This window comes from Parafrankia sp. FMc2 (genome assembly GCF_041008525.1).
In the GTDB taxonomy this organism is placed as follows: Bacteria; Actinomycetota; Actinomycetes; order Frankiales; family Frankiaceae; genus Parafrankia.
Genome location: NZ_JBFLUG010000068.1, coordinates 26023 through 42500 on the forward strand (window position 1 = coordinate 26023; position 16478 = coordinate 42500).

The following is a 16478-nucleotide window of genomic DNA, read 5'->3' on the forward strand; positions in this document are numbered from 1 at the left end:
TGAGGGGAATGCGGCCCGGCCGGTAGATGCCGGGAATCTCGTGCCTTTGTGAACTATCGCGCCCGGCGCGTCGATCGGCCGAGTGTCACCTCACCCAGTGGCGCCGCGGCGGGCATCCTGGCGGGATGCGTCTGGTTGTCGCCAGATCGTTGGAGCGGGAGTCGGCGCGCTACCGGCGAACGGGCCTGAGCTACCCCGAGCATGGGGCGACCGCGGGCGGCAACCTGCCCGCGGGCTACCGGCATCTGCGGCGCCGCGTGCTGCTGGGGCACGGCGAGCTCGTACTGGACACCGCTGCCGCGGTCGTCATGAGCTGGGAGATGCACCGGCGTGCCGGCCTCAGGCCGGCGGTCACTGCTCCGGCGGCGGAGACCGGCGCGACCGTGGTGATGTGCGCAGGCTGGGGAGGGATCGGCGTGCTGGCCGCCTGTCGCGTCGTGTGGGTGGTGAACGAGGTGGACAGGCGCGGTTTCGCCTACGGGACCCTGCCGGATCATCCGGAGGTCGGCGAGGAGGCCTTCGTCGTCGAGCGGGACGCCGCCGGCGCGGTCTGGCTGACCGTGACGGCCTTCAGCCGGCCGAACGGTCTCGCGCCGCGGCTGGCCGGGCCGGCGGGCAGCTGGGCGCAGAACATGATGACCACCCGATATGCCCGGGCGGTGCGAGCCGCGGTGGGCCACCAGGAAGCCTGAGACGACCAGGCCGGGACACCGCCCGCTTCCGCCGCGTTCCTGCATTCACCGCCCGCGATCGGGCCTTCGTCACCGGAACAAGCGATCCGCGTGTGCCGGCCTGATCGCCTTCCACCGTCCTTCCGCCGTCTCAGCGGCCGTGCCCCGAGGTTGACCAATGCCGAGGTCAGGAAGGAATCGTGATTGCGGGCCCTGATTGCGGCGAAAGTTCATAAAGTGTCGGATCTCACAGGCGTGTTCGCGGGCTGGTAACCGGGGCGAGAATGTCGGAAACCCAGTCAGGCGCGCCATGACGAGGTGCGCACGCCCGGGATAGGGAGGATCTCGTGAGCCGCTCGGGAACTGCTGCGGCGGGCGGCGTGGCCTGCTCTGCTCCGTCCGGCGGCGTGGACGACCCGGTTGACCTGGATGACCTGGATGACCTGGTCGACACCGACCGTTATCCTCTCACGCACCCCGCGGGCGGAGCCTGGCTCGACCTGGTGGCCAGAATCCGTCGAGAGCTGGAGACGACGGGTTGCAGCGTCCTCACCGACTTCGTTCGCCCCGCTGCCCGTGAGGCCCTGCGGGCCGAATGCGCGGCACTTGCTCCGTCGGCGTACTACCAGCCCGAGACGGTCAACGCCTACAACATCGACGTGCGGACGCCGCTACCCGAAGATCACCCCGGCCGTATCGTCCTGCAGCGTGGAAACGCTTTCGTCGCAGCCGATCTCGTCCCCGACGGTGTGGGCATACGGCGGTTGTATTCCAGTGGGTCGTTCCAACGGTTCGTGGCTGCCTGCTGCGGGCTTGACCGGCTGTACGAGCTGGCGGACCCACTGGCACAGCTGTGTCTCAACGTGATCCGACCCGGAGACGAGCACCCCTGGCATTTCGACACCAACGAGTTCTCGCTGAGCCTGCTGACCCAGGAGTCCGAGGCCGGCGGGGTCTTCGAGTACTGTCCCGACATCCGGTCCGCCGAAGCTGAGAACCTCGAAGCCGTGCGTGACGTCCTTACCGGTCGGGATGACCGGCGGGTGCAGCGCCTCGTGCTTCGTCCCGGCGATCTTCAGCTGTTCCGGGGCCGCTTCTCCCTGCACCGGGTCAGCCCGGTCCAGGGGGGCAGTGCCCGCCATTCGGCGATCTTCGCCTACTGCGAGCGCCCCGGCGTCATCGGGAGCGTCGCGCGCACGAAGCAGCTGTTCGGCCGGGTGCTGCCCGAACACCTCGAGGCCGCCCGGCAGGTGGCCCGCGTCCGGGGCGACCGCCTGCTGGACTGAGCCGGCGATCCGATCAGGAGCCTGACCTGTGCATTTCGATGCCACTGGCAAAGTCTCGCTGGACCACATCTACGACCAGCCCGACCCACGGGCGTACTTCACGACGCTGCGCACGCTCGACTACCGGATCCCCGAGCTCGCCCGGCCGTATTTCGTCGAGGCCATGGCCGACTACCGCGCGGCGAGGCGCCCCAGGCCCGAAGATCCGCATGGGCGTCACCCGTCGCCGTTGAAGGTCCTCGACATCGGTTCGTCCTACGGGATCAATCCAGCGCTGCTGCGCTGCGGGGTGACCCTGGAGCGCCTGTACGAACGCTACGGGGAGGCCGCGGCCCAGGGCTGTTCCCGCGAGGAGCTGCTGGCCCGCGACCGCGAGCTGGTCCGTTCCACCAGCGTGGTCCCCTTACCCACTTCCGGGCACCGGAATGCCGACGGATCCTCGGCCGGCTCCCGGTCACCCGAGGCGGTGTTCGTGGGCCTCGACGTGTCGGACGAAGCCCTCTCCTACGCTCTCGCCGCAGGCTTCCTCGACGACGCCGTGCAGGCGGATCTGGAGACGGGGGAGCTCACCGAACGGCAGCGTCAGCAGCTCGCTGGCACCGACCTGGTCATCTCGACCGGCTGCCTCGGCTATGTTGGCGAACGAACCATCTCGCGGGTTCTCGACGCCGTTGCGGCGGCTGACGGAAAGCTACCGTGGATGGCCCATTTCGTACTGCGGATGTTCCCGTTCGACGCCATCGGGGCGAGCCTGCGCGAGAGGGGATACGAGACGGTCACGCTCGACCGCAAGTTCCGCCAACGCAGGTTCGCCTCCGCGCAGGAACAGCAGCTCGTGCTGGACAGCCTCACCACCGGAGGTATCGACCCGCACGGTCTGGAGAGCGACGGCTGGATGTACGCCCAGCTGTACGTGTCCCGCCCGCGCAGCACCTCCGCTGCGCGCACCGCGCCAACGCCGGCACTCCGGGACCGGCATCCCTGGCGTCAGCTCAGCCACCAGCAGTAGCCCGACGGCCGTCGGGCTACCCGTCCCACGTCCACCGAGGTCAAGTATGACGCCGAACGCCCTGCCATCGAGCAGCGACGCGCCCGGGGCCGCGGCAGCGGGCCCCCGGCAGCCGAGCCCCGCGGTAAGCGACCCCGGGCCGCAATGGTCGTCCACCAGCACGTTCGTCAACGACGACCAGCTCCCGCGGGTGCCACTGCCCAGCCTGGACGACACCTGCGCCCGGTTCCTGCAGTGGTGCTCCCCGTTGCTGACTCCGGACGAGCTCGCGGCCACCGAGGCGGCGGTGGCCGCGTTCGCGCGCCCGGGCGGCCCGGGCCGGGCCCTGCACGCCGAGCTGGAGCGCTACGACGCCACCCCTGGCGTGCACAGCTGGCTCGACGCGTTCTGGGCCTCGCGCTACCTGGGGCGGCGTGACCGCATCGCGTTGAACGCGAACTTCATCTTCCTGTTCGAGGAGTCCGACGCCGGTCAGGCGGCCCGGGCCGCGGGGCTGATCGCCTCGGCGCTGGACTACAAGCTTCGCCTCGACGCGGAGGCGATCGAGCCGATCATGCAGCGCGGCCAGCCGCTGTCGATGGACCAGAACCGCTTCCTGTTCTCCACGACCCGCATCCCCGGGCAGGTGCAGGACACTGTCCGCACCCCGTACAACGAGCCGTCACCAGGCCCTTCCACCGCACGCCACATCGTGGTCTTCCACCGCGGCCACATGTTCCGGATGGACGTGGTGGGCCCCGAGGGGCAGCCGCACACCCTCGACGATCTCGAGAGCGGTCTGGACGCGATCCTCAAGGCGGGCGCGGACCGCGCCGCCCCGGAGACGTCCGTCGGCCGGCTCACCACCAAGGCCCGCGCCGCCTGGGCGACGAGCCGGGATGCGCTGCTCGCCTGCGACCCGGGCAACGCGACCGCCCTCGACACCGTCGAGACCGCGCTGTTCTGCGTCTGCCTCGACGACCTCGCGCCCGCCGACGTCAAGGAGGCGTGCGACAACCTTCTCCACGGCGACAGCGGCAACCGCTGGTTCGACAAGTCGGTGTCCCTCATCGTCTTCGCCGACGGCAGTGCCGGCATCAACATCGAGCACTGCGGCCTCGACGGGACGACCGTGCTGAGCCTGGTCGACGACATGCTCGGTACTCCGGCGGCGGAGCACTCGGCCCGGTCCGGCGCGCGCTCCCAGGGGGTGCCCGCCGTCCGTCCGATCACCTTCACGCTCGACGACGACCTGCGTGCGGACGTCCTCGCCGCCGGCGACGCGTTCAGCGCATACGCCGCCGCCACGGCCACCGCCCCCCTGTCGTTCAGCGACTTCGGGTCCAACCGGGCGAAGAGCCTGCGGATCTCGCCGGACGCGTTCGTCCAGCTCGCCTACCAGCTCGCGCACAACCGCTCGAAGGGCCTGGTCGGCGCCACCTACGAGTCGATCGCGACCCGGCAGTACCGGCGTGGCCGCACCGAGGCGATGCGGGTCATCACACCGGAGATCCAGACGTTCGTCCGGGTGATGGACGACCCGGCCGCCGACCCGGCCACCCGGCTGGCGGCGCTGCGGGCCGCGGCCGACAGGCACGTCGCGCGGGCGCGGGACTGCCAGGCGGGGCGGGCTCCGGAGCAGCACCTCTGGGAGCTCCAGTTCATCCAGGCCCGCCGCGGCGAGGAACTGGGGATCACCGAGCATCTCGACCTGTTCGACACCCCCGGCTGGCTGATCACCCGGGACGACTACCTGAGCACGAGCTCGGCGCCGTCCACCCACATCCAGTACTTCGGATTCGGGTCGACCAGCAACAAGTGCATCGGGATCGCCTACGTGCTGCTGCCGGACCGCTTCAACATCTACCTGAGCACCCCGAGCGTCGTGGCGGACGAGATGCACTCCTTCGCCGGGCATCTGCGGACGGCCATCACCGAGCTCCAGGATCTCCTCGCAGCCGACGAGAGCCTCGCCGCACGCTGAAGGCCACGTACGGTTCCAGGGCCGGGCGCCGGCTCCCGGCCCTGGAACCGGGGCGACGAAGATCGATAGATCGGCCGTACCCGCCCTGATGCGGGAACTCGTCGACTGGCTCAACGCCGACGATGACACCCACCTGCTGGTACGGGCGGCCATGGCGCATCTGCCACCACCGCGCAGGTCCTGGAACCGATCGGCCGGACCCGGGCCCGCTACTACACGGCGGGCCGCCGCTTCCCGCAGCCGGCGCTCGACATCGTCCGCACGCCCATGACCTTGAGGAACCCGTATACCAGCTGACCGGCGATCCGCGGCCCGATGCCTGGTGGCCACGCGACGAGATCACCATCGCCACGCTTCATGCCTATAGTCAACGAACTCCCGGCGGGGTCCCCCGATCGTCCGGCCGAGGGGTGCTGCCGCCGGTACCGGCGGAAGGCCGTCGCCCGTTCGCGCTGCCCGGAGTGACCGGGAGCATGCCGGGGATGGCACGGACGAGGTTCGCGGCACCGCCGAACGGGACAGGTCCTCAGTCAGGCCCTCAGCAAAAGAAGGAGCACTGCCTGATGCAGCCGTCCCCGACCAGCGATCGCCGCACGTCCGTCGTCGACCCCGTCGTTCCGCCTCCGGGCCGCAGGGCGCCGTCCGGCGCCGAGCTTCGGGAGCCGCCGGTCGGTGGGCCGCCGGTCGGTGGGCCGCCGGACGAGGCGTCGGCGCGGGTCGCCGACCACCGGCCGGAGCCGCGGCACGGGGAGCCGGCCGCCTACGGGGGCCGGGTGCTCGCCGTCGTCGACGGGCCGGGCACGGCGGACTACACGGACGCGGCCGACTACGTGGCGCACACGATAACGCTGCGGGGAGTTGTCCGGCAGCGGCTGGTCACCCGCGCGCTGGTCGGGCATCTGCCGCCCGCCCCGGCGCGGCTGCTGGACATCGGCGGCGGGAACGGTGTGCAGGCGTTGGAGTTCGCCCGGCGGGGATACGACGTGACCGTCTGCGAGCCCGACCCGGGGATGCTGGCCGAGGCGCGCCGCGGGCTTGCCGAGGCCCCCGAATCGGTCCGGCGGCGCGTCGAACTGGTCCAGGGGGACGGGCGGGACGCCGCCCGCCTCGTGGGGGCCGGCTGGGACGCCACCTTCTGCCACGGCGTCATCATGTTCGTGCCCGAGCCGGCGCCCCTGTTGAACGTCCTCGTCGAGCTCACCCGGCCCGGCGGGATCATCTCCGTGGTCGGCAAGAACGGCCCGGCACTCGCGCTGCGTGCGGGACTGCAGGGCCGCTGGCGGGACACCGCGGCGCTGCTCGGCGAGCCCGGTGCCACTGTGACCGCCGGAGCCGCCGGAGCCGCCGGAGCCACCGGAGCCGCCGGAGCCGTGGGAACTGCCGGAACCGCGGGAGTCGCTGGACCGGGCCGGCAGCCGGCGGTGCAGCTGCCACCCGGCGACGATCCGGCGAACGTCGCCGCGATCCTCACCGCCGCCGGGTCCCGGTCACTCGCCTGGTACGGGATCAGGACCTTCACTGATCATCTCGGTGACCTCCTGCCGGGGCCGGACGTTGACGCCGTCGTCGACGCCGAGTGGGCAGCCGGGGCGCGGGACCCCTATCGCGGGATCGCCCGCCTCATCCATCACGTTCACCGCCGGACCGGGTAGCACGGCGGCTGGCAGCGGCTTCGACCAACCGACCTCCGACCGAAGACCGACCCGGCTCCCGACTTGCCCTGTCGCCAGAGGTGTGTCACCCGCCCGGCAGCGGGCACGGGACGGACGCGGGCACGGGACGGACACGGGCACGGGACGGACGTTGGTCGAGCGGCGGACAGCGAGTGGTGAAGGTGGTGGCGATGGTGGGGCGCGGCGTGGCAGGGAAACTGATCGACGAACATCTCCTCGCCGGCCGCCCGGTCGTCGGCGAGGAGATAACGCTGCGCATCGACCAGACACTCACCCAGGACGCCACCGGCACGCTGGTCATGCTCGAGCTGGAGGCGATGGGTCTGCGGCGTGCCCGGACCGAGTGCTCCGTCCAGTACGTCGACCACAACCTGCTGCAGACCGACAACCGCAACCCCGACGACCACCTGTTCCTCCTCTCGGCCGCGCAGCGTTTCGGCCTGTGGTTCTCCCGGCCCGGCAACGGCGTCAGCCACCCCGTCCACATGCGCTACTTCGGGCGGCCGGGCGCGACCATGGTCGGCAGCGACAGCCACACCTGCGCCGCCGGTTCGTTGGGGATGCTCGCGATCGGCGTCGGCGGGCTCGAGGTGGCGACGGCTGTCGCCGGTCACCCGCTGCCCCTGCGGATGCCCGGGATCTGGGGTGTGCGCCTCGTCGGCGAGCTGCCGGACTGGGTTTCGGCGAAGGACGTGATCCTCGAGATGCTCCGCCGGCACGGCGTCAAGGGCGCCGTCGACCGGATCATCGAGTACCACGGCCCTGGCGTGGCCACGCTGTCGGCGATGGACCGCCACGTGATCGCCAACATGGGCGCGGAGCTGGGCGCGACCACCAGCGTCTTCCCCGCGGACGACGAGGTACGACGGTTCCTGCGCGAAGCCGGCCGGGAGGAGGCGTTCACCGAGATCGCGGCCGACCCGGACACCTCGTACGACGTCGACGACGAGATCGACCTGTCGACGCTCGAGCCCCTGATCGCCCGGCCCTCGTCACCGGGAAACGTCGTCCCGGTGCGGGAGGTCGTCGGCGAGCCCGTCCACCAGATCGTCGTCGGCTCGTCGGCGAACCCCGGGCTCCGCGACTTCGCAGTGGTGGCAGCCGCCGTCGCCGGCCGGACCGTGCATCCACAGGTGAGCCTCGACGTGAATCCGACCTCCCGCGAGGTCCTGGTCGACCTCGCGAACCTGGACCTGCTGACGCCGCTGCTGGCCGCCGGCGCACGGCTCCACCAGGCCGGCTGCCTGGGCTGCATCGGCATGGGGCAGGCACCCGCGACCGGCCGCAACAGCCTGCGGACCTTTCCGCGCAACTTCCCAGGCAGGTCAGGAACGCCCGACGACCAGGTGTGGCTGTGCTCGCCGGAGACCGCCGTGGCCGCCGCGCTCACCGGTGAGATCACCGACCCCCGCACCCTGCCCGGCCGACTCGGCGTCGACCACCCCACGCTGCGTCTGCCCGCATCACCGGCCCGCGGCGACCGGCTGCTGGTCCCGCCCCTGCCCGAGACCGAGGCCGCGGACGTCGAGCTGGTACGCGGGCCGAACATCACGCCACTGCCGGAGAGCACGCCGCTGGCGGACCGTCTCAGGCTCCCGGTCCTGCTCAAGGTCGGCGACGACGTGTCCACCGACGAGATCATGCCGGCCGGCAACCGGGTCCTGCCCTTCCGCAGCAACGTCGCCAGGATGGCCGACTTCGCCTTCGCCGATCTCGACCCCGGCTACTCACGGCGAGCCCGGGAAGCTGGCGATGCGGGGCACGCGATCGTCGCCGGAAGCAACTACGGGCAGGGCAGCTCCCGCGAACACGCCGCGCTCGTCCCGCACTACCTCGGCCTACGGCTGGTCGTCGCCAGGTCCTTCGCCCGCATCCACTGGCAGAACCTGGCGAACTTCGGCGTTCTGGCCGTCGAGTTCGCCGACCACGCCGACTACGACCGCATCGACCTCGGCGACGTCGTAGCACTCAACGACATCGCCGAATCACTGCGCACCGGCGGCCTCTGGCTCGACAACGAGACGAAGAACGAACGGTACCGGCTCACCCATCACCTCTCCGCCCGCCAACAGGAGCTGCTCGCCGTCGGCGGGCTGCTTCCGCACCTGAGCCAGCGGAACCCAGGCCAGCGGAACCCAGGCCAGCGGTGACGGCTCACGGTCCGCCGGGGCGACCCGGCCCGTTGACGGGGTCAGGCGGCGAACCGCACGCCGACCAGCCGCTCGGATGCCTCCTGGAGCCGGCGAGCGTCGTCCATGCTCCGCATCGGCGGCCACAGCTGCTTCTGCAGAGTGGGCGGGCCGCCGAGCGTCCGCTTCGGACCGTAGAACTGATCCCCGCGTGACGCGGGATCGGTCGCGGCCATCACCGCCGGGAGCGCGGCGCTGGCGACTGTGGCGGTGACGCCGAGGCGTGACAGGACACGGATCAGGCGACGCCCGCCGGTCTCCCTCTCCCGGCCCATGCCCGGCTGCGCTGCCAGCAGATTCGTGGGTGAGACGCCAGGGTGGGCGAGGTTGCTGGAGATGCCCCACCCGGCAGCCCGGCTGCGCGCGTCGAGGTCGCGGGCGAACAGAGCCACGGCGATCTTGGATTGGGCATAGGCCTTCATCGCGTCGTAGTCGGTCGTCCCGTCGAGGTCCGCCCAGTTGATCTCGCCGCTTCGCGCGGCGATGCTCGTCTGATGCGTGACCCGCGCTCGGCCTTCCCTGAGTAGCGGCAGCAGGCCCGACGTGAGCGCGAAGTGACCGAGATGGTTGATACCGAACTGCAGTTCGAACCCGTCCTTCGTCACCTGGCGGTGAGGCGGCGTCATGACGCCTGCGTTGTTGATCAGAATATCGATCGCGCGCCCCTCTCCCTTGAGCTGGTCCGCCAGGGCGGCCACGGAGTCCAGCGACGACAGGTCGAGGGCACGAGTCGAGATCTTCGCGCCCGCCACCTGAGCGCGGATACGGGCTGCGGCTCCCTCACCCTTCGCGGCCGATCGCACGGGCATGACCACCTCGGCGCCCGCCTGGGCGAGGTGGGTGGCGATCACCTGCCCGATTCCGTCACTCGCGCCCGTGACAACGGCGAGCTTGCCGGTCAGGTCGGGGATGGGCAGGTCGGTGCTGCGCGCCATGAGGTCTCCTTCGTTCTGTGGCGATCGGCCGTGGGCGACGTGTGCAACCAGGCTGGGGCCTGGCTGTCAGTGGATTCAGGGCTGGCACATCCACTGACCGCCGATCCCTCACTCGGCCGTGATCGCCTGAGCTCGATCACCGGGGACCCGCGGTGGTGAGGGGTGGACCGACAGGCCGTGGTTATCGCGCCCTCCCGATGGCAGAAACGAACCAGCCCGATCGCCGGGCTGCACGGACGAGGAGGGGACCACTGTTGACGGGGGCACCACTGTGATCGATCGCGCTGGACTGGCGACGTTCCTCCGACGCCGACGGGAGTCCCTCCAGCCCGAAGACGTCGGACTGCCACGCGGGCCGCGAAGGAGGACCGGCGGCCTGCGACGCGAAGAGGTCGCCGCGCTCTGCCACATGTCGACCGACTACTACGCTCGCCTGGAACGAGGGACCGGGCCCCAGCCCTCGGAGCAGATGATCGCGTCGATCGCGCAGGGCCTGCATCTCTCGCTGGATGAGCGCGATCATGTCTTCCGCCTGTCAGGTAACAACCCACCTGCCCGCGGAGCGGCCAGCGATCACATCGGCCCGGGTCTCCTGCGCGTCCTCGACCGCCTCCAGGACACGCCCGCCGAAATCGTCACCGAACTCGGTGAAACCCTCCGGCAGACTCCGATGGGGATCGCGCTCACGGGTGACGCCGGTCGGTTCACCGGTTCGCAGCGCAGCCTCGGGTACCGGTGGTTCACCGATCCCGCTGTCCGCGAGGTGTATCCACCAGAGGAGCGCGCACTGCTTTCACGGGTGTACGTCGCCGGGCTGCGCGAGGTCGCGACACTGCGCGGTCCAGGATCAAAGGCGCAACACCTCGCCGACCTCCTCCGTGAACAGAGCGAGCAGTTCCGCGAACTCTGGGACAGCCACGAGGTCGGCATCCGCCCCACCCAGGTCAAGCGTTTCGCGCATCCGGAGGTCGGCATGCTGGAGCTCAACTGTCAGACGCTCCTGGACCCGGGCCAGTCTCACCGCCTCCTCGTCTACACCGCCGAGCCCGGCAGCGAAAGCTACGAGAAGCTGCAGCTACTCGCCGTCATCAGCACACAGACCATTCCCTGACCGCGACCTCGCTCGTCTTCGTTGTGGTCGAATACCAGGTGTGACGTCGCACATCCGGCGTGAGTCGCGCGATCGCGATCGGTGCCGTCGCACTCGCCGCCGCGTCGCTGCGGTATGGACCGGTCGATCCCGATGGCTTTGTCTGGTTCATGGCGTTACTCCTACTGCTGACAGGCGGCGTGCTGGTCATCGACGCGCAGCATGGTGCTTTCGGCGCGTCGTCCCGGAGTCGACCAGCAGCATGATCGCGCTGTCATGGCGAGCCACGAAGGTCCTGCCGGCACAGGTCGCCAGAACGACCGGATCTCGCCCTCGGGCCGGACCGGGCGGGCTTTTCGCGGAATGTCTGGTTCATGTAGGCGACGCCATGGCTTGCGGCGGCCGTGGCATCGGCGCGGTGCCGAACCAGATCAGAAACTCCCCGTCGAAGGCGTGGTCTCGGTCGGTCTCCGGACCGGGCTGTGGCGGAGGCCGGCCGCCGCCTCAAGCGCGCCCAGCTCGGCCTCGACGAGTTCCGGCAGCCGCGTTCCGTCCCGCACCGACTTATCCATCGTGAAACCGATGCACGCCTGGCCGTCCAGCCCGCCGAGCAGGACCGCCAGGCGTTGGCCTGCGGGGAGCGGAGGGGTGGGCAGGGCGGCGATGACCGGTCGACCGAGGATCTCCATCGGGCCGGTCAGGCCACCCGGGTTGGACGCGGTCAGCGCGAAGACGTGGGACATGATCCCGATGGACAGCGCGGCCGGTCGCAACGGCGCGGGAATCGTCCAGAGGAAGAGACGTTCCGCGACCCCCGGAGTCCCGCCCCGCTTGTGCCGGACGGTCTGCCGGTGGATCGCCTGCACGCGCCGGTGGACCGATGCCTCATCATGAGGCAGCGCGATCCGTACGGTGGTCAGGTAGTTGCTCACGTGGTCCCGCTCGGCCGCCCGGCGGGTGCTGACCGGCATCGCGGCGTGCAGCCGGCCCCGGCCCCGCCCCCGGCGCCGGCCGGGGTGGCCGGGCTGGCTGGAGCCGGGGCGTGGCCAGGCACGCAGAGCGCCGGCGAGCGCGGCCAGGAACACGTCGTTCACGGTCACCCCGTAGGCGCGGCTGATCGCCCGTACCCTGACCAGGTCCACCTCCAGCCAGGAGTGGTGCGGGCATCCCGTGGGCGCCGCCGAGAGCGGGCCGATCGTGGCCGTCCGGGCAAGCCATCCGAGTGAGTGGGCGGTGGCCCGGCAGACAGCTCGAGGGCCGGGCCGACGGTCCGGCGACATCCGTGGAAGTTCACGCTCCGATCCCGGGCCGGACAGGCCGAACAGCTTTCCCAGCACCAGGTTCAGCGCCGTCCCGTCCATCCACACGTGGCTGGCGCGGTACAGCAGGGTGAATCCGTCGCGGTGGGGGCCGTGGAGCAGCCAGAGCTGCCACGGCGGTGCGTCCAACGAGATCTCGACTGCTGACAGCCGTCCCACTGCCTCGCGTAGCCCGGTGAGCCCCGGCTCCGCGGGGAGCCGGTACTCATGGACGTGTCGGGCCGGGGTGAAATCGGCGTCCGCCATCCAGGCCAGCCGGCCCCACGTTGTCGAGGCGATCCGGTGGGTCAGCGGAGGAAAGTCGCGTGCCCGGTCCGCGACCAGCTCGCGCAACGCCTGGACTTCGGGCGCGGGGCCGTCGGCGACCAGCAGGTAACCGACCGTGAGTGGCGTTCTGGGAAATGCTCGCTGATATCCGAGTATGAGAGCATCCGTCGGAGTAAGTGGCCGGGCGGGAACGTCAGTGCCGTGACCGCGGCGTGTCGCATTCCGCTCCCGTCCATGCGCTGCTCCGCCGCTTCCCGCATAGGGGTGGCGCGCCTGGTCCGCGCGCGGGGCATGCCACCAGAAACCCGGGCGCGTCATGGCATGACGCCTTGATTGACATGGATGAGTCGTCGCGCAACTGCCACAATCGGCTCCCTGGATGGATGGGAAAAGTGGTTACGTCCGAAACGCTGTGCCGTAGTACGGTAAATTCGGTACGAGGTGGACCGTAAGCTGAACGGCAGGGCCGAACGTACGCGCGGGTCGCCGCCGGAATGCCAGGGAAACACCAGGACATGGGCCCGTTTTTTGACTGGCTTCGCTCGGATGCCTGATGCGCCGGGAGCGGCCGAGGAGTGGACAGCGGACACCGCGACCCCGCCGCAGGCGGCCGACCTGGTGCTGCGGTTACGGAAGGAACTCACCGAGCATGGTCTGGACGCGGGCACGGACACGATCGGCTGGCACCTGGCCTGCCACCACGCCACGACTTTGACAGATGACGAGGCAGAGGCTCTGCGTCTGCGTTCGGAGCTGCTGGATCAGGTGTCGGACGAGGAGCTTCCTCGGTACGCCGAGGCGCTCCGACGGCTCGGCGAATGATCTGTCTGAGGCTTCGTGAACTGCTGTACATCGCCTTCTACAGCCTCAATGGGCGCCGTCTGACGCTGACCAACGATGAGGCCCACGACCTCGTGGTGAGCATCGCGTCCGGTGTCCGGGGCTCCGGCGAGGACATCATCAAGAGTCGGTGTGCGGGTTCCTGGTGGACGTCTACTGCCTGGGCGTGAAGAACGCCTTCGGCCCTGACATCAGGACCGACGTCGAGCTGGCCCAGTTCCTGCCCGAGTACTACGCCGCCTACCCCGCTGGATGGCAGGACGTGCCGATCGGCCTCGCCGCGGACATCGTCTTCGGTGCCGTGGAGTACGCCCGAGGCCTCGGTTTCGAACCGCACGCCGACTTCGTCCGGGCCGCCGCCCAGCTCGGCGCCTGGGAAGGACCCCCAGCCATCACCTTCGGCAGAGACGGCAAGCCGTTCTACCAGTCAGGCCCATATGACAACCCCCGCAAGGTCATCGAAACCCTGGAACACGCGGTCGGCCCGCCGCCCGCCTTCGACTACCTCGTCGCCGACAGAGCGTGACAACCACGTCGCCTTCCGGCAAGCGCACGCGCTCATCTGCCGCATGCTGGCCGTTCACCGTTTCCGGATGGACAGGCGGGAGCGTTGTACAGGCACCCGAGCGGGTGCTGCGCTCCGTATGTTGAAGGTCACGCTATGGAGGTTCGCATTGGTGCTGGTCGCCAGGGATGCCCGATCTGGCCAAATGCCCAGGTCGCACCAATGGCCGCGGTGACCAGTGCCCCCGGTAGGAATCGAACCTACGACCTACCGCTTAGGAGGCGGTCGCTCTATCCACTGAGCTACGGGGGCGTCGCCCGGCGATGTTACAAGGGCGCGGGGCGGGGTCTGACGCCAGGTGGGCGGGTCCCGACGGGCGCACGAGGTCGCCCCGTGGGCCCCGGGGCCGCCCAGAAGCGGATCACGGAACCAGGCAAGCCTACGCATCCGGACGTCCTGGCGGAAGTGCCATCGGCCCCCAAGGCCGGTCGGGCTGCCGGTTGGTGGGTCTGGACGAGGTAGCCCGGGCGCGCTGCGGCCTGGTGGCGCGGCGGGAGGTGCTCAGCCGATCTGCTCGGCCATCTCCACGAGCTCCTTGCAGCGGGGGCAGATCGGGTAACGCTGCGGGTCCCGCACCGGCTCGAACTTGTACCCGCACAGGGCCGTCACGCGGCCGCCTTCGATGGAGGCGCGGACGATCTCCTCGCGGCGCGCGTAGTGGGAGTGGTCGTCCCCCTCGTCAGTGCGGGTGTCCGACGTCTCCGGCGCGATCTGAGTGGTGCTCATACTCTTGAGTGTAGGTACTCGCTCCGGTCTCGCCGACGCACCCGTGCGGCGGGGGCCGGGCGCCGCGGGAGCGCGCGGCGCCCCGTATCGACTGGTGCCGCGATGGCGGCACCGGGTGGCGATGCGGCGATGATGTTGGCGATGCCTGATGATGCTCGCTGTACCCCGCAGGGGGCTGGTCGTGTGCTGCTTCGAGACGGATGTCGGCCGCATCACTGGTAGGTGTTGCCCGGCTACGGCGCGAAGGGCCAGGTCAGAGCCTTGGTCAACAGTAGGTGCCCGAGCGGGTACCCTGGGTCGATGGGGCGTGGTTGGGCCCGTTGGTGACAACAAGGATCAGCCATACCACACACCGACACCAGGACGCAGAGGAATGTGGCTCCTCCTGTAGGGCGTTACAGCGTACTCTGGTTGCGGACGAAGGAGACCGGTGACTGGACTGATCGACAGTACCGAGATGTACCTCCGGACCCTGTACGAGCTACGGGAGGAGGGCATCACCCCGCTGCGCGCGCGCCTGGTCGAGCGCCTTCATGTGAGTGCGCCGGCGGCCAGTGAATCGACCGCGCGGCTGGCGAACGAGGGGCTTGTGGCCCTCGCGGATGACCGGACCGTGCAGTTCACGGAGAAGGGCCTGGTCAGGGCGACCGCCGTCATGCGTAAGCACCGCCTCGCGGAGCTGCTGCTGACGAAGATCATTGGTCTTGACTGGGCACTGGTTCACAACGAGGCGTGCCGCTGGGAGCATGTGATCTCGGATGAGGTCGAGGCCCGGCTGACCGTCCTTCTGGGTGATCCGAAGCGTTGCCCGTTCGGCAACGAGATCCCTGCCCCGCTGGAGACGGCGGAGCCGCCCGGTGCGGCCCCGGTGAGCATGCTCACCTCCGCCGAGCGGAACGGGGGCGGTCGCAAGGCCGTCAAGGTGAGCTGGATCTCCGAGCGCCTTCAGACCGACGAGAACGCGATGCGCACGCTTCGCGACGCGTCGGTTGTTCCCGGCGCCGAGCTCTCGCTGGACGCTCGAGGCGACCGGCTGTACATCGCCAGGCCGGGCGGTGAGGCGGAGGCGGAGATCACGCGGAACACCGCGGCCCTCGTCTACGTCGACCGCTGACCTGACGGCAGGGCCCTGGCGCGGCGTCCCCTCATGGCGGCCGCGCCAGGCGGCACGTGATGTGATCACTGATTCTGCGTCGCCGCCGAGGCGGCCACAGCGTCGCCAATCGTCAGTCGTACCCTCAGTCTTCGCAGCCATCTCCACCATCGGGCCGGGCCTTCGGGCTCGGCCCGATGGTTTTTCCCGCAGCGGATCGTGAGATGCAGGACCGGCCTATGGAGCCCTCAGGTCATCCCGGCCATCCCGGCTGCCGGCACACCGGGCCCTGACCACGAGGTCTCCTGGGCTCGGAAGCCGGAAGCCGGAAGCACCCCGCTCGCCCGCACCCCGCTCGCCCGCACCCCGCTCGCCCGCACCGGCCAGCGTGCCGGGCGCCGGTGCCGCGGAGGGGATCAGGCTCCGGGGCGTACGCCGCCCTGGAAGGACGACCACCAGACGTCCTCGATGCGGATGACCTCGCCGGTCCGCGGCGCGTGGATCATCTGGCCGCCGCCGATGTAGAGGCCCACGTGGTACAGGTCCGCGCCGAAGAAGACCAGGTCGCCGGGGATCAGTTCGGCGCGGGAGACGCGGCGGCCGGCCGTCCACTGGTCGCCGGTGTAGTGCGGGATCCCGACGCCGGCCTTGCCCCAGACCCACTGGGTGAGGCCGGAGCAGTCGAAGCTGTTCGGGCCTTCACCGCCCCAGACGTAGGGCTTTCCGAGCTGGGCGTGCGCTTCCTGGACCGCGCGGCCGAGCAGCACGGCCTGCTGGACACGCTGATCGACCGGCAGGCCGAACTGGAGCGCGAGGCCCGCGAACGGGAGGCGGCCGCGCTGCGGGCCCGCC

Annotated in this window: 15 protein-coding genes, 1 tRNA gene and 1 pseudogene; 12 read left to right on the top strand and 5 right to left on the bottom strand. The window is 70.2% G+C overall.

What is annotated here, in order from left to right; translation table 11 throughout:
* The first annotated feature begins 125 nt into the window (after window positions 1–125).
* The 7 genes and pseudogenes from AB1460_RS21880 to AB1460_RS21910 all read left to right on the top strand — a co-directional run bounded on the left by AB1460_RS21880 (window position 126) and on the right by AB1460_RS21910 (window position 8752).
* The gene (locus AB1460_RS21880) at window positions 126–692 is read left to right on the top strand and encodes a DUF1990 family protein (protein ID WP_368963721.1); all 567 of its coding nucleotides are present in this window, start codon (window positions 126–128) and stop codon (window positions 690–692) included.
* 359 nt (window positions 693–1051) lie between these two features.
* Entirely contained in the window at window positions 1052–1957 is a 906-nt protein-coding gene (locus AB1460_RS21885) for a HalD/BesD family halogenase (RefSeq protein WP_420497335.1), read from the top strand.
* A gap of 28 nt (window positions 1958–1985) precedes the next feature.
* Complete coding sequence (locus AB1460_RS21890) at window positions 1986–2966, top strand: class I SAM-dependent methyltransferase (RefSeq protein ID WP_368963723.1); 981 nt, start codon at window positions 1986–1988, stop codon at window positions 2964–2966.
* A 46-nt stretch (window positions 2967–3012) separates the two neighbouring features.
* The gene (locus AB1460_RS21895; protein WP_368963724.1) at window positions 3013–4929 is read left to right on the top strand and encodes a choline/carnitine O-acyltransferase; all 1917 of its coding nucleotides are present in this window, start codon (window positions 3013–3015) and stop codon (window positions 4927–4929) included.
* A gap of 165 nt (window positions 4930–5094) precedes the next feature.
* Window positions 5095–5226, top strand: a pseudogene (locus AB1460_RS21900) (Fic family protein); the annotation flags it as partial.
* Between the two features lie 266 nt (window positions 5227–5492).
* Complete coding sequence (locus tag AB1460_RS21905) at window positions 5493–6581, top strand: class I SAM-dependent methyltransferase (RefSeq protein WP_368963726.1); 1089 nt, start codon at window positions 5493–5495, stop codon at window positions 6579–6581.
* A gap of 194 nt (window positions 6582–6775) precedes the next feature.
* A complete protein-coding gene (locus AB1460_RS21910) occupies window positions 6776–8752 on the top strand; it encodes an aconitate hydratase (RefSeq protein WP_368963742.1) in 1977 nt (658 codons plus the stop codon).
* A gap of 41 nt (window positions 8753–8793) precedes the next feature.
* Here AB1460_RS21910 and AB1460_RS21915 read toward each other — a convergent pair whose 3' ends face one another.
* Window positions 8794–9726 (bottom strand): SDR family oxidoreductase, encoded by a 933-nt coding sequence (locus tag AB1460_RS21915; RefSeq protein WP_368963727.1) that lies wholly within the window; start codon window positions 9724–9726, stop codon window positions 8794–8796.
* A 271-nt stretch (window positions 9727–9997) separates the two neighbouring features.
* Here AB1460_RS21915 and AB1460_RS21920 point away from each other — a divergent pair, with 271 nt between their 5' ends.
* On the top strand, window positions 9998–10837 hold the full coding sequence (locus tag AB1460_RS21920; protein WP_368963728.1) for a helix-turn-helix transcriptional regulator: 840 nt from the start codon (window positions 9998–10000) through the stop codon (window positions 10835–10837).
* A gap of 410 nt (window positions 10838–11247) precedes the next feature.
* Here AB1460_RS21920 and AB1460_RS21925 read toward each other — a convergent pair whose 3' ends face one another.
* Entirely contained in the window at window positions 11248–12720 is a 1473-nt protein-coding gene (locus tag AB1460_RS21925; RefSeq protein WP_368963730.1) for a wax ester/triacylglycerol synthase domain-containing protein, read from the bottom strand.
* Window positions 12721–12948: 228 nt separating this feature from the next.
* Here AB1460_RS21925 and AB1460_RS21930 point away from each other — a divergent pair, with 228 nt between their 5' ends.
* Genes AB1460_RS21930 through AB1460_RS21940 form a run of 3 tightly spaced genes read left to right on the top strand, consistent with a single transcriptional unit; the run spans window position 12949 to window position 13768 of the window.
* Window positions 12949–13224 (top strand): hypothetical protein, encoded by a 276-nt coding sequence (locus AB1460_RS21930; RefSeq protein WP_368963731.1) that lies wholly within the window; start codon window positions 12949–12951, stop codon window positions 13222–13224.
* Window positions 13221–13412, top strand: a complete 192-nt coding sequence (locus AB1460_RS21935) for a hypothetical protein (protein ID WP_368963733.1) — start codon at window positions 13221–13223, stop codon at window positions 13410–13412. The genes AB1460_RS21930 and AB1460_RS21935 overlap by 4 nt, the downstream gene beginning before the upstream one ends.
* The gene (locus tag AB1460_RS21940) at window positions 13373–13768 is read left to right on the top strand and encodes a hypothetical protein (protein ID WP_368963735.1); all 396 of its coding nucleotides are present in this window, start codon (window positions 13373–13375) and stop codon (window positions 13766–13768) included. Before AB1460_RS21935 ends, AB1460_RS21940 begins: the two co-directional genes overlap by 40 nt.
* Before the next feature lie 218 nt (window positions 13769–13986).
* Here the strand turns inward: AB1460_RS21940 and AB1460_RS21945 are convergent.
* Together AB1460_RS21945 and AB1460_RS21950 are read right to left on the bottom strand one after the other, a co-directional pair.
* Window positions 13987–14059, bottom strand: a tRNA-Arg gene (locus AB1460_RS21945).
* A gap of 249 nt (window positions 14060–14308) precedes the next feature.
* Entirely contained in the window at window positions 14309–14533 is a 225-nt protein-coding gene (locus AB1460_RS21950) for a DUF3039 domain-containing protein (RefSeq protein WP_018638619.1), read from the bottom strand.
* 430 nt (window positions 14534–14963) lie between these two features.
* Here AB1460_RS21950 and AB1460_RS21955 point away from each other — a divergent pair, with 430 nt between their 5' ends.
* Window positions 14964–15647: a metal-dependent transcriptional regulator gene (locus AB1460_RS21955; RefSeq protein ID WP_368963736.1), complete on the top strand. Its 684-nt coding sequence runs from the start codon at window positions 14964–14966 to the stop codon at window positions 15645–15647.
* Between the two features lie 395 nt (window positions 15648–16042).
* Here AB1460_RS21955 and AB1460_RS21960 read toward each other — a convergent pair.
* Window positions 16043–16478: C40 family peptidase (locus tag AB1460_RS21960; RefSeq protein ID WP_368963738.1), on the bottom strand; the 436-nt coding region annotated here is incomplete at its 5' end.

Coding starts and splice junctions, on each gene's coding strand:
- AB1460_RS21895 (WP_368963724.1), top strand. CDS start 3,013: ATGACGCCGAACGCCCTGCCATCGAGCAGCGACGCGCCCGGGGCCGCG.
- AB1460_RS21930 (WP_368963731.1), top strand. CDS start 12,949: ATGCCTGATGCGCCGGGAGCGGCCGAGGAGTGGACAGCGGACACCGCG.
- AB1460_RS21935 (WP_368963733.1), top strand. CDS start 13,221: ATGATCTGTCTGAGGCTTCGTGAACTGCTGTACATCGCCTTCTACAGC.
- AB1460_RS21925 (WP_368963730.1), bottom strand. CDS start 12,720: ATGACGCGCCCGGGTTTCTGGTGGCATGCCCCGCGCGCGGACCAGGCG.
- AB1460_RS21915 (WP_368963727.1), bottom strand. CDS start 9,726: ATGGCGCGCAGCACCGACCTGCCCATCCCCGACCTGACCGGCAAGCTC.
- AB1460_RS21905 (WP_368963726.1), top strand. CDS start 5,493: ATGCAGCCGTCCCCGACCAGCGATCGCCGCACGTCCGTCGTCGACCCC.
- AB1460_RS21880 (WP_368963721.1), top strand. CDS start 126: ATGCGTCTGGTTGTCGCCAGATCGTTGGAGCGGGAGTCGGCGCGCTAC.
- AB1460_RS21950 (WP_018638619.1), bottom strand. CDS start 14,533: ATGAGCACCACTCAGATCGCGCCGGAGACGTCGGACACCCGCACTGAC.